Source organism: Acidovorax cavernicola (assembly GCF_003581445.1).
In genome coordinates, this window is the sequence record NZ_QXMN01000032.1 from 1 (window position 1) to 17,149 (window position 17,149).

The 17,149-nt window shown below is 69.9% G+C and carries 17 protein-coding genes; 5 read left to right on the forward strand and 12 right to left on the reverse strand.

Features of this window, described 5'->3' with window-relative positions:
• Positions 1-95 precede the first annotated feature (95 nt).
• The 3 genes from nadB to D3H34_RS22070 are packed head-to-tail and all read right to left on the reverse strand — an operon-like array spanning position 96 to position 2,808.
• Positions 96-1,691 carry an L-aspartate oxidase gene (gene nadB, locus D3H34_RS22060; protein WP_119556388.1) on the reverse strand — a complete coding sequence of 532 codons (1,596 nt, stop codon included), beginning with the start codon at positions 1,689-1,691 and terminating at the stop codon, positions 96-98.
• 20 nt (positions 1,692-1,711) lie between these two features.
• On the reverse strand, positions 1,712-2,548 hold the full coding sequence (locus D3H34_RS22065; protein WP_119556389.1) for a segregation and condensation protein A: 837 nt from the start codon (positions 2,546-2,548) through the stop codon (positions 1,712-1,714).
• Between the two features lie 53 nt (positions 2,549-2,601).
• Positions 2,602-2,808 (reverse strand): DUF3460 family protein, encoded by a 207-nt coding sequence (locus tag D3H34_RS22070; protein WP_119556390.1) that lies wholly within the window; start codon positions 2,806-2,808, stop codon positions 2,602-2,604.
• A 39-nt stretch (positions 2,809-2,847) separates the two neighbouring features.
• On the opposite strand from D3H34_RS22070, the gene D3H34_RS22075 reads away from it, so the two are divergent.
• Positions 2,848-3,351, forward strand: coding sequence for an outer membrane protein assembly factor BamE (locus tag D3H34_RS22075; protein WP_119556391.1), 504 nt, complete (start codon positions 2,848-2,850; stop codon positions 3,349-3,351).
• A gap of 27 nt (positions 3,352-3,378) precedes the next feature.
• On the opposite strand, the gene D3H34_RS22080 is transcribed toward D3H34_RS22075, so the two are convergent.
• Positions 3,379-4,815: an amidase gene (locus D3H34_RS22080; RefSeq protein ID WP_119556392.1), complete on the reverse strand. Its 1,437-nt coding sequence runs from the start codon at positions 4,813-4,815 to the stop codon at positions 3,379-3,381.
• 140 nt (positions 4,816-4,955) lie between these two features.
• Between D3H34_RS22080 and D3H34_RS22085 the strand changes: the two genes are divergently transcribed.
• Positions 4,956-5,711 (forward strand): response regulator transcription factor, encoded by a 756-nt coding sequence (locus tag D3H34_RS22085; protein WP_167481255.1) that lies wholly within the window; start codon positions 4,956-4,958, stop codon positions 5,709-5,711.
• Here D3H34_RS22085 and D3H34_RS22090 read toward each other — a convergent pair.
• The 4 genes from D3H34_RS22090 to D3H34_RS22105 are packed head-to-tail and all read right to left on the reverse strand — an operon-like array spanning position 5,708 to position 10,831.
• Positions 5,708-7,384 carry a SulP family inorganic anion transporter gene (locus D3H34_RS22090; protein ID WP_119556394.1) on the reverse strand — a complete coding sequence of 559 codons (1,677 nt, stop codon included), beginning with the start codon at positions 7,382-7,384 and terminating at the stop codon, positions 5,708-5,710. The genes D3H34_RS22085 and D3H34_RS22090 overlap by 4 nt on opposite strands.
• A gap of 39 nt (positions 7,385-7,423) precedes the next feature.
• Positions 7,424-7,939 (reverse strand): GAF domain-containing protein, encoded by a 516-nt coding sequence (locus D3H34_RS22095; protein WP_119556395.1) that lies wholly within the window; start codon positions 7,937-7,939, stop codon positions 7,424-7,426.
• Positions 7,940-7,985: 46 nt separating this feature from the next.
• Positions 7,986-8,558 carry a DsbC family protein gene (locus D3H34_RS22100; RefSeq protein ID WP_286186061.1) on the reverse strand — a complete coding sequence of 191 codons (573 nt, stop codon included), beginning with the start codon at positions 8,556-8,558 and terminating at the stop codon, positions 7,986-7,988.
• A gap of 2 nt (positions 8,559-8,560) precedes the next feature.
• Entirely contained in the window at positions 8,561-10,831 is a 2,271-nt protein-coding gene (locus D3H34_RS22105) for an aminotransferase class V-fold PLP-dependent enzyme (RefSeq protein WP_119556396.1), read from the reverse strand.
• 102 nt (positions 10,832-10,933) lie between these two features.
• On the opposite strand from D3H34_RS22105, the gene D3H34_RS22110 reads away from it, so the two are divergent.
• Together D3H34_RS22110 and D3H34_RS22115 are read left to right on the forward strand one after the other, a co-directional pair.
• Entirely contained in the window at positions 10,934-11,395 is a 462-nt protein-coding gene (locus D3H34_RS22110; protein WP_119556452.1) for an Lrp/AsnC family transcriptional regulator, read from the forward strand.
• A gap of 102 nt (positions 11,396-11,497) precedes the next feature.
• The gene (locus D3H34_RS22115; RefSeq protein WP_119556397.1) at positions 11,498-13,201 is read left to right on the forward strand and encodes a hydrogenase maturation protein; all 1,704 of its coding nucleotides are present in this window, start codon (positions 11,498-11,500) and stop codon (positions 13,199-13,201) included.
• A 16-nt stretch (positions 13,202-13,217) separates the two neighbouring features.
• Here D3H34_RS22115 and D3H34_RS22120 read toward each other — a convergent pair whose 3' ends face one another.
• From D3H34_RS22120 to D3H34_RS22135, 4 genes are read right to left on the reverse strand one after another with little or no spacing between them, the layout of a single operon-like run.
• Positions 13,218-13,442 (reverse strand): hypothetical protein, encoded by a 225-nt coding sequence (locus D3H34_RS22120; RefSeq protein ID WP_119556398.1) that lies wholly within the window; start codon positions 13,440-13,442, stop codon positions 13,218-13,220.
• A 34-nt stretch (positions 13,443-13,476) separates the two neighbouring features.
• Positions 13,477-14,640, reverse strand: a complete 1,164-nt coding sequence (locus D3H34_RS22125) for a CaiB/BaiF CoA transferase family protein (protein ID WP_119556399.1) — start codon at positions 14,638-14,640, stop codon at positions 13,477-13,479.
• A complete protein-coding gene (locus tag D3H34_RS22130; RefSeq protein WP_119556400.1) occupies positions 14,637-15,611 on the reverse strand; it encodes a Bug family tripartite tricarboxylate transporter substrate binding protein in 975 nt (324 codons plus the stop codon). Before D3H34_RS22130 ends, D3H34_RS22125 begins: the two co-directional genes overlap by 4 nt.
• Positions 15,612-15,657: 46 nt before the next feature.
• Positions 15,658-16,413, reverse strand: a complete 756-nt coding sequence (locus tag D3H34_RS22135) for an enoyl-CoA hydratase/isomerase family protein (protein ID WP_119556401.1) — start codon at positions 16,411-16,413, stop codon at positions 15,658-15,660.
• Between the two features lie 58 nt (positions 16,414-16,471).
• On the opposite strand from D3H34_RS22135, the gene D3H34_RS22140 reads away from it, so the two are divergent.
• A complete protein-coding gene (locus D3H34_RS22140) occupies positions 16,472-17,143 on the forward strand; it encodes a GntR family transcriptional regulator (RefSeq protein WP_119556402.1) in 672 nt (223 codons plus the stop codon).
• The last annotated feature ends 6 nt before the right edge of the window (positions 17,144-17,149 follow it).

The window sequence follows — 17,149 nt, forward strand, 5'->3', positions numbered from 1 at the left end:
GGTGTGGAAGGGGTGTTCGACATGGTTGGCTTTCTCCCTGCGGGCGTCGGTGGCCGGGCATCCTGAGGGTGATCGAAAGGTGACGAAGGGTGGGCTCAGTCGGTCGGCGGCACCAGCACGGTGGGTGCGGTGGGCTCGGCCAGCGAAGGGTAATCGCGACTGAAATGCAGGCCACGGCTCTCGTGGCGGGCCTGCGCGGAACGCACGATCAGCTCGGCCACCTGTACCAGGTTGCGCAGCTCGAGCAGGTCGCGCGTGACGTGGAAGTTCGCGTAGAACTCCTGGATCTCTGCCTGCAGCAGCGCGATGCGGTGGCTCGCACGCTCCAGGCGCTTGTTGGTGCGCACGATGCCGACGTAGTCCCACATGAAGCGGCGCAGCTCGTCCCAGTTGTGGGAGATGACTACGGCTTCGTCGGCGTCGGTGACGCGGCTTTTGTCCCAGGCGGGCAGCGCCACGCGTTCGCGTGCCGGCGCGTCGGCGATGGCACTGGCGGCAGCGCGCGCATAGACCATGCACTCGACCAGCGAGTTGCTGGCCAGCCGGTTGGCGCCGTGAAGGCCGGTGCAGGCGGTCTCGCCAATGGCGTACAGGCCCGGGATGTCGGTGCGCCCCGCCAGGTCGCTGAGCACGCCGCCGCAGGTGTAGTGCGCGGCGGGCACCACGGGAATCGGCTCGCGCGTGATGTCGATGCCCAGCTCCAGGCAGCGCGCCAGGATGTTGGGGAAGTGTTCCTTCAGGAACGCGGGGGGCTGGTGCGAGATGTCGAGGTACACGCAATCGAGCCCGTGCTTCTTCATCTCGAAGTCGATGGCACGGGCGACCACGTCGCGCGGCGCGAGTTCGGCGCGCTCGTCGTGTGTCGGCATGAAGCGTGTGCCGTCGGGCAATTTCAGCAGCCCGCCTTCACCGCGCACCGCCTCGCTGATCAGGAACGACTTGGCATGCGGGTGGTACAGGCAGGTCGGATGGAACTGGATGAACTCCAGGTTCGACACCCGGCAGCCCGCGCGCCAGGCGGCGGCAATGCCGTCGCCGGTGGCGGTGTCGGGATTGGTCGTGTACAGGTACACCTTGCCCGCGCCGCCCGTCGCCAGGATGGTGTGCGGCGCGCGAAAGGCCAGCACCTCGTCGGTCTCGTCGTCCAGCGCGTACAGGCCCTGGCACGACGGATCGTCCAGCCCGAGCTTGGTGCCGGTGACGAGGTCGACCAGCGTGTGATGCTCGAACAGCGTGATGTTCGGCGTGCGGCGCACGCGCTCGATCAGCACCTGCTGCACCGCCGCGCCGGTGGCGTCGGTCACGTGCACGATACGCCGCTGGCTGTGGCCGCCTTCGCGCGTCAGGTGCAGGCCTCCACCGTTTTCCTTGCCTTCTTCCGAGAAGGGCACGCCCAGCTCGCGCAGCCAGGCGATGGCCTTCGGTGCGCCCTCGACCACGAAGCGCGTGGCCTCGGGGTCGCACAGGCCGGCGCCGGCGATCAGCGTGTCTTCCACGTGGGCGTCGAAGCTGTCGCCCGCCGCCAGCACCGCCGCGATGCCGCCCTGCGCCCAGGCGCTGGAGCCGTCGTTCAGCGCGCGCTTGGTGAGCACGGCCACGCGGTGCGTGGGAGCCAGGTGGAGCGCGGCGGACAGGCCTGCGAGGCCGCTGCCGACAATGAGGACATCGAAGTCGCGAACGGCGGAAGTCACAGGCAAGGGAACCGGTTGGGTCAGGCTGGGGAGTAGGCCAGCCGGACGTAGATGGGGGCGAAGGCCTCGGCCTGCATGATGTCGATCAGCGTTTCTTTCGCGAGCTCGAGCATCGCGATGAAGGTGACGATCAGCACCGGCACGCCGCGCGAAACGTCGAAGAGCTTCTCGAACTCGACGAAGCGCTGGCCCTGCAGGTGGCGCAGCACGATGCTCATGTGCTCGCGCACGTTGAGTTCTTCGCGCGAGATCTTGTGGTGCTGCACGAGCTTGGCGCGCTTCATGATGTCCGCCCAGGCGTCGCGCAGCTCGACCACGTCGACGTCGGGGAAGCGCGGCTTGATCGACTGCTCGATGTAGACCTGCGCCTTCCAGAAGTCGCGCCCGTAGGTCGGCAGCGCGCTGATGGCGGCGGCCTGCAGCTTGGTCTGCTCGTACTCCATGAGCCGGCGGACCAGTTCGGCGCGCGGGTCTTCGGCTTCTTCGCCGTCCGCCATCTTCTTGGGCGGCAGCAGCATGCGCGACTTGATCTCGATCAGCATCGCGGCCATCAGCAAATACTCGGCCGCGAGTTCGAGGTTCGTCTGGCGGATCTCGTCGACGTAGCTCAGGTACTGCCGCGTGAGCCCCGCCATCGGGATGTCGAGGATGTTGAAGTTCTGCTTGCGGATCAGGTACAGCAACAGGTCGAGCGGACCCTCGAAGGCTTCGAGAAAGACCTGCAGCGCCTCGGGCGGGATGTACAGGTCCTTGGGCATCGCGAACAGCGGCTCGCCGTACAGCCGCGCCAGGGCGACCTGGTCGACGACCTCGGGCATGCTGGCCACGATCGTGCCGTTGTCCTCGTCTGCGCTCATGAAGCGGTTGCTATCAACTTAATAGCTGCGTGCGCAAGCCGGGCGGGCACCGTTCACTTGGGTTGGGTCTGGTAGACGTAGGCCTGCTGGGGCACGCGGGCTTCGCTGTACTCCTGGAGCAGGCTGCGGTCGAGGTGCTTGTCCCAGAGCAGGGCGCGGCCGGCGCGCTGTTCGGCTTCCAAGGTCGGCTTCTTTTCCTTCATCGTCTCGATGAAGTTCGTGATCTCGGAGGTGTAGTGGGGGCGGCGGAAGATGGACATAGACTGGACCTTTATGGCTCGAATTTTACCGGGGACGGCATGAAGCGAATTCAGAAGGGCCTGATCGGCCTTGCAGCGGGACTGCTGGCAGTGCTCATCGGGCTCGCCGGCTGCGATCCGCAGCGCATCAGCGAGCTGGAGGAAGGCGTTTCGACCGAGGCCGACGTGCGCGCCCGTTTCGGCGAGCCCGAGAACGTGTGGGACGTGCCCAACGGCCGCGTGCTGGAGTTCAACCGCCAGCCGCAAGGCCAGAAGAACTACATGATCACCATCGGTGCCGACGGCAAGATGAGCGCGCTGCGCCAGGTGCTCACGCCCGAGAACTTCGCCAAGGTGCAGCCCGGGATGATGATGGAAGACCTGCGCAAGCTGCTGGGCAAGCCGGCCAAGGTCACGCCCTATGCGCTCAAGCGCGAGACCGAATGGGAATGGCGCTGGGTGCAGCCGCCCAGCTCGGCGATGGTTTTCACCGCCACATTGAACGACGACCAGCGCGTGGTGCGCAGCGGGTCGTCGCCCGATCGGGGCACCGAGGCGCCCTGAGCGCTCGGGCCACCGTAAACGCCGCGCTTACAGCGTCGCCGCGTGCACCGCGGGCCGGCGCGCGGCCCAGGGCATGGCCTGTTCGAGCTGCGCGGCGAGCTGCAGCAGCGTGGCCTCGTCGCCCATCGGGGCCATGCAATGCACGCCGATGGGCAGGTCGCCCGCCATCGCCAGCGGCAGCGAGATCGCCGGCTGGCCCGTGAGGTTGGCCAGCGGGGTGCAGGTGGCGTAGTCGAACAGGTGATCGAAGAAGCCCCGCGCGTCGCGCGAGGCGTCGTCCTGGTCGAGGTAGCCCAGCGGCACGGGCGGGGTGCGCATCGTCGGCGACAGCAGGATGTCGTAGCGCGCGAAGAAGGGCGCGACCTCGCGCGAGACCGCGTTCATCTGCATCAGCGCCAGTTCCAGGTCCAGCGCGCGCAGGCCCAGCCCGTACTCGGCCGTGACGCGGGTGCAGGCCTGTACCTGGTCCAGCGCCTTGTCCAGCGGGATCTGCAGCGCCTGCGCCATGCCCGCCACGCCAGCGGCCAGGAACGAGGACCAGAAGGTGCGCGTGGCCGAGAGAAAAGCCTCGTGCGTGTAGGCCGGCGTGGCCCATTCCACCGCATGCCCCAGGCCGGCCAGCGTGCGCGCCGTCGCCTCGACCGCCTCGACGCAGGGCTGCGCCGACGGCTGCGTGCCGGGGAATTGCGTGCTCACCGCGATGCGCAGCTTGCGCGGCAGCGACTGGATGGCGCGGGCGTAGGACTGCGCGGGCGCCTGCATCAGGAAGGGGTCGCCGGGCTCGTTGCCGTGGATCGCGTCGAGCGCGGCGGCGGCGTCGCGCACCGTGCGGCACACCACGCCCTCGATGCCCAGGCCCATGAGCGGCTGGCCGTAGTCCGGGCCGGCGCTGACGCGGCCGCGGCTGGGCTTGAGCCCCACCAGGCCGCAGGCGGCGGCGGGCACGCGGATCGAGCCGCCGCCGTCGTTGGCATGCGCGATCGGCACGATGCCGGCGGCCACCGCCGCGGCCGAGCCGCCGCTGGAGCCGCCCGAACTGTGCGCCAGGTTCCACGGGTTGCGCGTGGCGCCGCCCAGGGCGCTCTCGGTGGTGGCGTTGAAGCCGAACTCCGGCGTGTGGGTGCGCCCGAGCGTGGCGAAGCCGGCGCGGCGAAAGCGCGCCATCAGCGCGCTGTCCGCCGCCGCCACCACGCCGTCGCCGAAGAGGCGGCTGCCGGCTTGCGAACGCACGCCCTCGGCATGCAGCACGAGGTCCTTGATGAGGAAGGGCACGCCGCCGAACGGCCCCTTCGCGTCGTGCGTCAGCGGCGCGTCGAAGAGTTCGATGACGGCGTTGATGCGCGGGTTGAGCGCGGCCGCGGCCTCGCGCGCGCACTGCTGCGCCTCGGCAGCGCTGATTTCCTTGTCGCGGATGCATTCGGCCAGCGCGGTGGCGTCGAGGCGGCTGTAGTCGGCGAGGTTCATGGCAACGGTGTCCTGTGAGTGCTGTGGTTGGGAACACCGTGCAGCGTAGGCAGACGAGCCCCGGGGCGGCAGTCGTTCAGATGAACGATGCGGGAATCTCCGCTGCCCGCGCGGGCGGGCCGTCTCTAAGATCGCGCCGCATGGAACAGATGGGTTCTTCGTCGGTGTCGAGCATCCCGGCCGCGCAACTCGGCGCGCTGTTGCTGGAGCTCTATCCGCGCGCGGCCGAGCCTGACGCGCCGGACGCCGGCGGGCTGCTCGAATGGCTGTCCGGGCACATCGCTTTCGACGCCGCCTGGTTCGGCCGCTCGGTGCTCGAAGCAGGGCTCCTGCGGCCGGAGGGCGGCCACACACACGGCCTGGCGCCGGGTTTCGTGGCCGACTGGTGCCGTGTGCGGCACCTCGATCCGATGGTGCCCGCGGCACTGGCGCACCTGGGCCATGGCGTCGCGATGACGGCGCAGGAGTTGCCGCAGGCCGCCTCGATGCGCGCCTTCGCCGCCGACCACCGCATCGACAACGCGCTCAGCGTGATCGTGCACGCGCCCGATTCCCCGTGGTGGATGCATCTCTCGCTCTACGGCCGCGACGCCGCCTTCGGCGCGCGCGAACGGGCGCTGCTGGAACTGCTGATGCCGCATCTGGTGTCGGCGCAAGGGCTGCGGCTGCGCGATGCCGCGGCGCCCGTTCCGGACGGGCTGGCGCTGCTGAGCCGGCGGGAGGCCGAGGTGGCCCGTCTCTTCGGCGAAGGCCACAGCTACAAGATGGTGGCCCGCACGCTCGGCAGCTCGCCGGCCACCGTGCGCCATCACCTGCGGCAGGTCTACGCCAAGCTCGGCATCACGAGCAAGGTGCAGATGGCGCGGCTGGTCTGCGGGCAGGCGGCGCAGGTCTAGGCGGACCTTTCCTCGGCGCGCCCCGCTGCCAGCTCCTCGGCCAGTCCTGAGCGCTCGATCACCTCGCGCGGCTGCGGCTGCAGCGACTCGATGCGCAGCAGCCCGTCTCGTGCCAGTACCGCCCGGTGCAGCTGCCGCAGCGCATCGACGCCGGTGGCGTCGATGTAGATCAGATGGGTGGCGTCCAGCACCACCGTCATGCCGCGCGGCGCGCGCTCGGCGGCGTTCATCGCCTCGTCGAGCTTGGCGGCTGCGCCGAAGAACAGCGCGCCGTACAGCTGGTAGGTGAGCACTGGCGGTTGCAGCGTGACGAGTTCGACGCTGAACAATCCGCTCATGCGCCGGATGAACAGCGCGCACGCGAGCACGATGCCCACCTGCACCGCCACCGTCAGGTCGAACACGACGGTGAGGAAGAAGGTACCGAGCATCAGCAGCCGGTAGTGGCGACTGAAGTGCCGCAACTGGCCGGGCGTGAACTCGCGCCATTCGCCCATGTTGAGCCCCACGAACACCAGGATGCCCGCTAGCACCGCGAGCGGCACGTGGCGCGCCAGCGGCGCGGCGAGCAGCACCACGACCAGCAGAGTGAGCGCATGCACGATGCCCGCGATCGGCGAGCTGCCGCCGGAGCGGATGTTGGTCACGGTGCGCGCGATGGTGCCGGTGGCCGGCATGCCGCCGAAGAAGGGCGTGACCATGTTGGCGATGCCCTGCGCCATCAGCTCCTGGTTGGGGTCATGGCGCGGCTGGCCGCTGACCTGATCGGCCACGCGCGCACACAGCAGCGACTCGATGGCGCCGAGCAGCGCGATGGTCAGCGTCGGCGTCACGAGCTGCTTGACGGTCTCCCACGAAAAATCGGGCAGCGCGAAGGCCGGCACGCCCTCGGGAATGCCGCCGAAGCGCGTGCCGATGGTCTCCACCGGCAGCGCGAAGCCCCACGACACGAGCGTGAGCGACACCAGCGCGACGATCGGCCCCGGCACGCGCCCGATCATCTGCACCGGACGCGTCTGCACCCAGCGCCCGCCCACGCGCTGCACGGCGCGCGCCAGCACCGAGTCGCCGCGAAACAGCCGCGACCACGCCAGCAGGCCGAGCACGCAGGCCAGCCCGAGCGCGAAGGCATGCGGGTTGAAGGTGTCCAGCCGCAGCGCCATCGCGTGCAGTTGCGAGAACACGTCGGCCGGCATGCGCTCCACCGTGAGGCCCAGCAGATCCTTGAGCTGCGACAGCAGGATCAGCACCGCGATGCCGTTGGTGAAGCCCACCACGATCGACAGCGGCACGAAGCGCACCAGCCGCCCGAGTCCGAAGAGCCCCGCGAGGAACAGCAGCCCGCCCGCGCAGGCGGTGGCGATCAGCAGGTTGGCGACACCGTAGCGCTCGACGATGCCGTAGACGATCACGATGAAGGCGCCGGCCGGCCCACCGATCTGCACCGCCGAGCCGCCCAAGAGAGAGATCAGGAAGCCCGCGATGATCGCGGTCCAGATACCGGCCTCGGGCTTGAGCCCCGACGCGATGGCAAAGGCCATGGCCAGCGGCAGCGCCACGATGCCCACCGTGGCGCCCGCGCCGAGGTCTCTCAGGAACCGTCCCCGGTCGTAGTCCGCCAGCGTGTCCAGCAGGCGAGGGCGGAAGCGGGTGAGGTTCAGCGGAGAAGACATGTGGGGCCATTGTGGCCCGCCCTCCGCGAGGTGCCGAGCCTATCGACCCGCGGATTCGTCGGGATCGTTCGTGCCGGCCTGTTCGTCGAGGCGGCGCTGCAGCAGTTCCATGGCCGCGGCCGCCAGCGCTTGCAGCTCGGCGAGCTTGTGCGCGGGCAGTCGGCGGGGCTCGAAGTCGTAGGCGCACAGCGTGCCGACGGTCTGCCCGTTCAGCACGAGGCGGCTCGCTGCATAGAAGCGCACGTGCGGCGGGCCCTTCACCAGCGGGTGGTCGGCGAAGGCCGGATGCCGGGCGGTGTCTTCCGCCACCACGAAGCTGTCGTCGGTGCCGAAGAAGACCTCGCAGAACGATGTCTCGGCCGCCGATTCCGCCACCGGCAGGCCCACGCAGGACAGGAACCAGTCCCGCTTCTCGTCGAGCAGGTTCACCATCGCGATGGGCACGCCGAAGCTGTTCGCCAGCGTCCGGGTGAGGTCCTCGAACACGCGCTGCGGCGAGGTGTCCAGGAGGGCGAGGCGGCGCAGCTGAGCCAGCCGTTGGGGGGAATTGCGCATGCGGGAATGCTAAAGATTTTTTTCGCAGCGCAGGGCTGCGGGCGCCTCAGCGCGGTCCGGCCGCGGCGAGCAGTTGCTCGATCCACCGCACAGGGATCGCGCCCGGCACGAAGGTGCTGTCGCTGAAGACCAGCGCCGGCGTGCCCCGGATGCCGAGCTTGCGTCCGAGCGCGGCGTTGCGTTGCAGCGCCGATGCATCGCACGGGCCAGCGGGCGCGGCGGGCTCGGTGCCCGACGCGATCCAGGCTTCCCACTGCCGGGCGCTGTCCCTGGCGCACCAGAGCTTGCGCGCCTTGGCCGACGAGTCCTCGCCGAGCACCGGGTAGAGGAAGACATGGACCGTGACGTTGCCGAGCGTTTTCAGGTCCTGGTCGACGCGCTTGCAGTGACCGCAGTTCGGATCGGAGAACACCGCGATCTGGCGCTTGCCGTCGCCGTGCACGACCTTGATCGCATCCTGGAAGGGCAGCTGGTCGAAGCGCAGTCCGTCGAGCTTGCCGAAGCGGCCTTCGACGGTGTCGGAGCGGCGCTGGGCGATGGCGGCCGGCAGCGCGCCGAACGCGCCGAACGCGCACGCGGCCAGGAGAAGGGTGCGGCGCAGAGCGAGAGGTATTTTCAAGGTCAGGCGTGTTCCAGGTGATCGGATTCGGCGAGCGATTCTCGCGGCCACAGCGCGAGCCCGCCAGCCAGGCTCCAGGCCTGCGCATGGCCCAGGCGGCGCAGTGCGCGCGCGGCCTGCGCGCTGCGGTTGCCGCTGCGGCAGAAGAACAGCACCGGGGTCTCATCCGGCAGGGCCAGCCAGTCGGGCAGGGCGTTGACCAGGCGCGACAGCGGCACCGCCCGCGCCTGCATCGCGGCGTCGGGCGCGAACGCGTGTCCGAGGCGCTGCTCGTAGGGCTCGCGCACGTCGACCAGCACCAGCCCGGGGTGGGTCTGCCGCAGGGCCGCCAGCGCCTCGGGCGTCAGTTCGAGCGGTGCCGCGCCAGCGGTGCAAGTGTCGACGCGGGCGCCGCAGGCCATGGTCTGGTACGCGGTCAGGCCCAGGTCGCGCTCCAGCGCTTCCTTGGCGTGCGCGAAGCCGGCCGCGTCGAGCGCGCCGCGCAGCACCTCGCGCAGCAGCGGCTGCGCCGCGCATTCGGTGCTGAGCGTTGCGGCGAAGCGGTCGTCGTAGTCGTGGCCCGGCAGCATCAGCGTGTCGGGTTGCAGCGCCTGCTGCAGCTTCAGCAGCGAAGGGCCGAAGGCCAGCGGCTCGCTCTGTGCGAAGTCGCTGCGGCCCAGGGCGCCGGGCATCACGGTGTCGCCGACGAAGGCCAGGCGCAGGCCGTCGGTGTCGTGCAGAAGGTAAGCCACGGCGTCGGCGGTGTGGCCGGGTACGGCCAGCCGGGTGAGCTTCAGTGTGCCGAGCGCGATCTGCTGCGCGCCTTCAGGCCACCCGAGCGCATCGACGGGCCCGGGCTCTCGTTGCGACGGCGGCACGGCCGCGCGCAGCACCGGCGCCGAGGAGGCGTGGTCGCCGTGGCTGTGCGTGTCGAGCACGGCCGCCAGCGTGTAGCCGTGGCAGCCCAGCCACTGCGTCAGCTGGCCGGTCAGCTCGGGCAGCGGATCGATGACGACGCAGCGCCGGCTGTCCGCGTCGGCGAGCAGGTAGCAACACGCGCCGTCGACGACGAAGCGGGTCAGCCGGTCGGGCGGCAGCGCGTGGTCTTGCGGTGTGGTGCTCAGGCAGCTCTCGCGCAGCGAGACGCCGCATTGGCTGATGCGGGCGCAGGCTTCGTCGATGAAGCCGTCGTCGGTCGCGGGGCCGAAGGACAGTCGCACCGCTGAAGCGCTCTGCCACGCGGGCAGTCCCATCGCCTCGAGCACGTAGCTCGGCAGCGCCTTGGAGGCGCCGCAGGCGGAGCCGCCGCTGACGCGCAGGTCGGCGGCGTCGAACAGGTCCAGCAGCAGCTTGGCGCTCAGGCCCGGCACGGAGAAGTTCAGCGTCGTGGGCAGCGACAGCGCCGGCGGCGCGTTGAACACGAGGCCCGGGAACGCGCTCTGCAGCGCGGCGGCGAGGCGCTCGCGGTAGACGGCGAGCCGGTCGTGGTCCTTGAAGGTCCGGCCGTCTTCCAGTGCCGCCAGCACGGCGCCCAGCGCGGCGATGCCCGACATGTTCTCGGTGCCGGAACGCAGCGCGCCTTCCTGGCCGCCGCCGGCCATCAGCGGCGTGAAGGGCGCGCCCTCGCGCACATAGAGCAGGCCGATGCCCTTGGGCGCGTAGAGCTTGTGGCCCGAGAACGGCGCGTAGTCGATGGGGCGCTCGCCCAGCCGCAGGGGCAGCTTGCCCAGGGCCTGCACGCTGTCGACCATCCACAGCGCCGGGCTGCCCACGAGCGCCGCCGCGATGCCGTCGAGGTCGCTCACCACCCCGGTCTCGTTGTTGGCCGCCATCGTGCAGACCAGGCCGGCGCGCGGCGCATGGGCGCGCAGCCAGTCGAGGTCGTGGCGTCCGTCGCGGCCGACCGGAATGGCCTGCACCTGCAGGCCCAGGCCCAGCAGCGTGTTCCAGTGCTTCAGCGCCTCGGGCACGGCCTTGTGCTCGGTCGCACCGTAGAGCAGCAGTTCCAGCGTGGCCTCGCCGGCCTGGCGCCGCGTGCGCAGGGCGCTCAGTGCCGACAGCACCGCGGTCTGGATGCCCTCGGTCGCGCCGCTGAGAAAGAGCAGCTGCCCCGTAGGCGCGCCGATCACCCGGCGCGCGCGGGCGCGCACCGCATCCATCAGCGCCCGGGCCTTCAGGCCGGTGGTGTGGGTGCTGCTGGGGTTGCCGAAGTCGCCGGCCATGGCGGCCAGCGCCGCGCTGCGGGCCTCGGGGAGAACGGGGGTCGTGGCGTTGGCGTCCAGATAGATTTCCATGCCGGAAATTCTGATCAGCCTCGCGAGGAAAAGGCTTGCGTCGTAGACTCTGATTTCTCTGTTTTTGAGAATTTCATTCTCATTTCAATGAAGAAGATAAAAATTGATTCCGTGGATCGCAAGATCCTGGAACTGCTGCAACGCAACGCCGAATGGCAGATCGCCGAGCTGGCCGCGCAGGTCGGCCTGTCGCAAACGCCCTGCTGGCGGCGCGTCCAGCGGCTGAAGGAGGCGGGCGTCATCACCCGCAGCGTGGTGCTGCTCGACCCGCAGAAGGTGAATGTGGGCGTCACCGTGTTCGTCGCGGTGCGCACCCGCACGCACACGCAGGCGTGGTTCGAGCACTTCAAGGCCGTGGTGGACGTGATCCCCGAGGTCGTCGAGTTCTATCGCATGAGCGGCGACATCGACTACCTGCTGCGCGTGGTGGTGCCGGACATCGCGGCCTACGACAAGGTCTACAAGCGCCTGATCGCCGACACCGACCTGTCCGACGTCAGCTCCAGCTTCGCGATGGAAGAGATCAAGTTCACGACCGCGCTGCCGCTGTCTTACGTCGAGTGAGACGGAGGCTGTGAACTTTCGGCCAACTTATCCAAGTCGAGGGATATCGATACATTTTTGACATTCATTCACATTTCGTCACTCACCTGACGGTGCCTCCCGATGCACATCCTGCTTGTCGCAAGTGCGTTCAACAGCCTGACGCAACGGGTGCTCACCGAACTCCAGGACCGGGGACACACCGCCGGTGTCGTACTGGCACTGGGTGACGACGAGGCGCTGCGTGAGGCGGTGCGCCAGCACGCCCCCGCGCTGATCGTCGCGCCGATGCTGACCACCGCCATCCCCGAGGACATCTGGCGCGCCCACACCTGCCTGATCGTGCATCCCGGCCCGCCCGGCGACCGGGGGCCTTCGTCGCTCGACTGGACCCTGCAGGCCGGCGCCGAAAGCTGGGGCGTCACCGTGCTCGAAGCCGTGGCCGAGATGGACGCGGGTGACGTCTGGGCGTGGTCGCCGCTGAAGGTGCCGCCGCTGGCCGGCAAGAGCGACCTCTATCGCGGCGAGGTGGCCGATGCGGCCGTCGACGCGGTGCTGCAGGCCGTCGAGCGCTTCGGTTCGGGGCGCTACAAGCCGAAGCGGCAGAAGGCGGCTGACCTTGCCGCCGGCTGGCGCCCGTTCCTGAAGCAGGCGCAGCGGCGCATCGACTGGGCCACGGACTCGACCGACACGGTGCTGCGGCAGCTGCGCGCGGCCGATTCGCAGCCCGGCGTGCTCGACGAGCTGCTGGGCGCGCCATGGCACCTGCACGGCGGCCATCCCGAGGACGAACTGCGCGGTGCGCCCGGCGAGTTGCTGGCGACCCGCGACGGCGCGATCTGCCGCGCCACCGTCGACGGCGCGGTCTGGATCGCGCAGTTGCGCCCGCCGGGCCTCTGCGCGTCGAGCTTCAAGCTGCCGGCCACCGAGGCGCTGGGCGCACGGCTTCCCGACAGCGTGCCCGAGGTGCCCGCGCCGCTCGACCTGCCGGCCAGCCGCCGTACCTGGCGCGAGATCCGCTACAGCGAGCGTGGGCCAGTCGGCGTGCTGAACTTCTCGTTCGCGGGCGGCGCCATGAGCACTGCGCAATGCCGCCGCCTGCTGGACGCCTACCGCTTCGCCTGCGCCCGGCCGACCTCGGTGCTGGTGCTGGGCGGGCTGCGCGACTTCTTCTCCAACGGCATCCATCTGAACGTGATCGAGGCGGCGGCCGATCCGGCGGAGGAATCTTGGGCCAACATCTATGCGATGAACGACCTCGTCGAGGCCGTGCTCACCACCACCGACCGGCTCACCGTGGCCGCGCTCGGCGGCAATGCGGCGGCAGGCGGCGTGATGCTCGCGCTGGCGGCCGACGAGGTGTGGTGCCGCGACGGCGTGGTGCTCAACCCGCACTACAGGCTCATGGGCCTGCACGGCTCCGAATACTGGACCTACAGCCTGCCACGCCGTGTCGGCGTCGAGGAAGCCGAGCGGCTCACGCAGTCGGCGTTGCCCGTCAGCGCGAAGCGGGCGGTGGCGCTGGGCCTCGCGCAGCGCGTGCTGCAGGCCGCGCCGGAAGAACTGGGCGACGAGGTCGAACGGCTGGCCGCGCAGCTGGCGGCATTGCCGGACCTGGCTGCGCGCATTGCGCAGAAGCAAGAGGCACGTGCCCGCGACGAGGCCATCAAGCCGCTGCAGGCCTACCGCGACGAGGAACTGGCGCACATGCGGCGCAATTTCTTCGAGGCGGGCGAGCCTTATCCGGCGTTGCGGTCGGCCTTCGTGCGCAAGCACAAGGCGCTGCACACGCCGCCGCATCTCGCGGCGCTGGGCCTGCCGCGCTGAGGCGCGAAGGAAGCGTTCAGTCCTTGCTGTCGGGAATCACCGCGTCGGCCGCTGCACCCACGGCCTTGCCGGTGATGCGCGCGGTGCCGATGGCGGCATCGGCCGCGAGGCCGACCGCGCCGGCGCCCACGCTCACAGCGGTGCTCGCGACGCTGACCACCGCGCAGCCGCCCAGCAGCAGGGCGCTCGCGAGGCCGAGCGCGGAAAGGATGAGGGGGCGGAGGCGGTCACGGCTTTGCATGGGCCGGATTCTGCACCCGTCGGCCTTGCCCTGCTCAGGCCTGCGCCAGCCCCGCCAGGATGGCCTCGCGGTCCTGGTCCAGCCGCGGCGGCTGCCGCCGCACCTGCGTGCGATGTCCGCCGACATGCACCGGGTTGCCCGCCACCGTGAGCGGCTGGCCACCCTGCGTGCGCACCTGCACCAGCATCTCGCGCGCCTGCACCTGCGGGTCGTTCACCACCGCGGCCACGTCGTTGTAGTCGCCGGTGGGGATGTTGTGCTGCATCAGCAGCGCCTGCCAGTGCGCGCAGGTCGCCGACGCCAGGCGTTCCTCGAGCAGCCGCTTCAGCACCTCGTGGTGCTGGCAGCGCGCAGGGTTGGTGGCAAAGCGGGCATCCTCGGCGAGCGCGGGCAGATCGAGGGCCGTGCACAGGCGCTGGAACAGCACGTCGTTGCCCGCCGCGACCACGAACCAGCCATCCGACGCGCGGAACACGTCGAAGGGCGTGATCGACGGATGCCGCGAGCCGATCGGCCCCGGCGCGCGGCCTTCGGCCTCCATGCGCGAGATCGCGTTCTCGAGCAGCGCGACCTGGCAGTCGAGCATGGCCACGTCGACGCGGTCGCCCACGCCTGTGCGGCCGCGTTGCAGCAGCGCGGCCTGCGTGCCGATGGCCGCGTACAGGCCGGCGCCGAGGTCGCCGATCGACACGCCCACGCGCGTCGGCGGTGCGCCCGGATGGCCGGTGAGGCTCATGATGCCGCCCATCGCCTGCACCACCATGTCGTAGGCCGGGCGCTTGCTGTAGGGCCCGGTCTGGCCGAAGCCCGAGACCGAGGTGAACACGAGTTTCGGAAAGCGCGCGTGCAGCGTCGGCCAGTCGTAGCCCAGCTTTTCCATCGTGCCGGGCCGGAAGTTCTCGACCAGCACGTCGGCCGTGGCCAGCAATTGCTCGAAGACCGTGCGGTCGGCCGGTGCCTTCAGGTCCAGCGCGATCGACTCCTTGTTGCGGTTGACCGACATGAAGTAGGCCGAGTCGCCTTCGACGAACGGACCGATCTGCCGTGCGTCGTCGCCCAGTCCCGGCTGCTCCACCTTGATGACGCGCGCGCCCAGGTCGGCGAGCAGCAAGGTGCAGTACGGACCCGCGAGCACGCGCGTGAGGTCGATGACGGTGAAGCCCTGCAGGGGGCCTGCCTTCGGTGCGTGGGGCGTCATTCGATGCTCGCGCCGGAGCGCTCGGTGAGTTCCTTCGACTTCGCACCCTCGGCCAGCGCCCAGGCACGGAATTCGGCCAGCGACTTCGACGGCGCCGACTCGTTGCCCGACTTCTCCATCCGTGCCTTGACCTCGGGGTCGTTCAGCGCGGCGACGCTGGCGTCGAACAGCTTCTGCGCGATCTCCGGCGGCAGGCCGGCCGGGCCGAAGAGGCCGAACCAGAAGGTGTAGTCGTAGCCCTTCACGCCGGCTTCGGCCACGCTGGGCACGTCGGGAAAGAGCGGCGAGCGCTGGCCCGAGGTGACGGCCAGCACGCGCAGCTTCTGGCCCTGCACCATCGGCAGCACCGACGGCGGCGTGCCGAAGGTGAGCTGCACATCGCCCGCGGCCACGGCCTGGATCGACGGGGCACCGCCCTTGTAGGGCACATGCAGCATCTGCACGCCGGCGGCCTTCTCGAACGACAGGCCGGCCAGGTGCGTCACCACGCCCGCGCCGGACGACGAGTACGCCAGCTTGCCGGGGTTCTGTTTGGCTTCGGCGATCAGCGCCTGCACCGTCTTCGCGCTCACGTCCTTGTTGACGGCCAGCAGCATCGGCGCGGAGCTCCAGCGCGAGATCGGCACGAAGCTCCTGGCGCCGTCGTACTTCACGCCCTTGTAGAGCACCTTGTCGCTGCCGTAGAGGTTGGCGCTGCCCAGCAGCAGCGTGTAGCCGTCGGGCGCGGCGCGCGCGACCTGGTCGGACGCGATGGTGGTGCCGGCGCCCGGCTTGTTGTCGATGACGATAGGCTGGCCGAGCAGCTTGCTCATCTTGTCGCCCACGATGCGCGCCACGGTGTCGGCGCCGCCACCGGCGGGAAAGCCCACCACCAGCGTGATCGGTCGGGCCGGATAGGTGTCGGCCAGCGCGCCGGCCGAGGCCAGCAGCGCGGCGGCCGCGAACGAGAGGGCCCGAAGTTCGTGCTTCATGTGTTGTCTCCTGAGTCTTGTGTGGGGAAGAAGAGGGCGGACCCGATCAGCGGCCCTGGAAGACCGGCGTGCGCTTCTCGCGCCAGGCCCGGCCGCCCTCGGCGAGGTCTTCGGACGCGACGGTGCGCTGCACCTCGCGCGAGATCGAGGCCGCATCGGCGGCGCCGCGCGCGATCTGGTTCAGGTGCTTCTTCATGCCCAGCAGCGCCAGCGGCGCCATGCCGGCGAGCGTGGTGCGCAGGCGCTGCACCTCGGTGTCGAGCGCCGCCGCGTCGTCGACCAGGTGCGTGAGAAAGCCGCAGTCGCGCATGGCGGCGCCGTCGAGCTTCTCGGCGGTGAGGAACAGCCGCTTGGCCGTGTCCACCCCGAGCCGCGACACGTAGCGCTCCATGCCGCTCTGGTAGTAGTGCAGGCCGAGCCGGGCGGCGGGCATGAACATCTCGGCGGCCCGGGCGCCCACGCGGAAATCGCAGGCCAGCACGAGGTCGGTCGCGCCGCCGTAGACGCCGCCATGCACCGCCGCGATGGTGACGGCGCGGCAGTTTTCGAACACATCGACCATCTCGCCGAAGCTGCGGCCCTCGGTCTGGCTCTGCGAGGCCACCTCTGATATATCAAAGCCGCTGCAGAAGTACTTGCCCTCGGCGCGCAGCACCAACACCAGCACCTCGGGCGTGCGGTTCACCGTTTCCACATGCTGGATCAGCACGGGTAGGTCGTCCGGCGTGAGCTTGTTGGCGGCCTGGGGACGCTGCAGCGTCAGGTAGGCGACGTGGCCGTCGATGGCGAGGGAGGGAGACATTGATGTACCAAATAGATGAATTGATATATCTGTAAGGTTAGCTAATATCCAAACCGCCATGCAACCCGCGAAAACCCTCGACACCCACAGCCTGCAGGACCGCATCCGCGCCCGGCTCGAACAAGACATCCTGGGCGGGGCGCTGTCGCCCGGCATGGCCATCGACGAAAAGGCCCTGGCTCTGAGCTTCAACACCTCGCGCACGCCGGTGCGCGAGGCGCTGCTGCTGCTGAGCGCGCGCGGGCTGGTCGACATCGTTCCGCGCACCGGCATCTACGTGCGCCAGCTGCGGGCGAACGAACTGGTCGCGATGATGGAAGCGCTCGGCGAGCTGGAAGGCGTGCTGGCGCGGCTGGCGGCGCTGCGCATCGGGCCGGCGCTGCGCGACGAGCTGCTGCGCGCCCTGGCCGGCACCGCCGCGCAGGCGCAGGCGGACGACGCCGAGGCCTACCAGCAGGCCAATGCCGCGCTGCACGACGTGATCTACCGCGCCAGCGGCAACCCCTTCATCGTGGAGCAGGCGCAGACGGTGCGCCTGCGCATCTCGGCCTACCGGGGGCGGATGTTCGAAAAGCCCGGCCGGCTCGCCGCTTCACAGCGGGAGCACGAACGGGTGGTCGAGTGGATATTGAAAGGCCACGCGGACAACGCCGCGGAGGCGATGCGCGACCACATCTCGGTGGGCGGCAAGGTGTTTGCCGACCTTGTGTTGAACAACAAGTTCGGCTGATTCGTC

Coding starts and splice junctions, on each gene's coding strand:
- D3H34_RS22090 (WP_119556394.1), bottom strand. CDS start 7,384: ATGTCTTCTCCGCTGAACCTCACCCGCTTCCGCCCTCGCCTGCTGGAC.
- D3H34_RS22085 (WP_167481255.1), top strand. CDS start 4,956: ATGGAACAGATGGGTTCTTCGTCGGTGTCGAGCATCCCGGCCGCGCAA.
- D3H34_RS22080 (WP_119556392.1), bottom strand. CDS start 4,815: ATGAACCTCGCCGACTACAGCCGCCTCGACGCCACCGCGCTGGCCGAA.
- D3H34_RS22070 (WP_119556390.1), bottom strand. CDS start 2,808: ATGTCCATCTTCCGCCGCCCCCACTACACCTCCGAGATCACGAACTTC.
- D3H34_RS22125 (WP_119556399.1), bottom strand. CDS start 14,640: ATGACGCCCCACGCACCGAAGGCAGGCCCCCTGCAGGGCTTCACCGTC.
- D3H34_RS22130 (WP_119556400.1), bottom strand. CDS start 15,611: ATGAAGCACGAACTTCGGGCCCTCTCGTTCGCGGCCGCCGCGCTGCTG.
- D3H34_RS22105 (WP_119556396.1), bottom strand. CDS start 10,831: ATGGAAATCTATCTGGACGCCAACGCCACGACCCCCGTTCTCCCCGAG.
- D3H34_RS22140 (WP_119556402.1), top strand. CDS start 16,472: ATGCAACCCGCGAAAACCCTCGACACCCACAGCCTGCAGGACCGCATC.
- D3H34_RS22065 (WP_119556389.1), bottom strand. CDS start 2,548: ATGAGCGCAGACGAGGACAACGGCACGATCGTGGCCAGCATGCCCGAG.
- D3H34_RS22075 (WP_119556391.1), top strand. CDS start 2,848: ATGAAGCGAATTCAGAAGGGCCTGATCGGCCTTGCAGCGGGACTGCTG.
- D3H34_RS22135 (WP_119556401.1), bottom strand. CDS start 16,413: ATGTCTCCCTCCCTCGCCATCGACGGCCACGTCGCCTACCTGACGCTG.
- D3H34_RS22095 (WP_119556395.1), bottom strand. CDS start 7,939: ATGCGCAATTCCCCCCAACGGCTGGCTCAGCTGCGCCGCCTCGCCCTC.
- D3H34_RS22115 (WP_119556397.1), top strand. CDS start 11,498: ATGCACATCCTGCTTGTCGCAAGTGCGTTCAACAGCCTGACGCAACGG.
- D3H34_RS22120 (WP_119556398.1), bottom strand. CDS start 13,442: ATGCAAAGCCGTGACCGCCTCCGCCCCCTCATCCTTTCCGCGCTCGGC.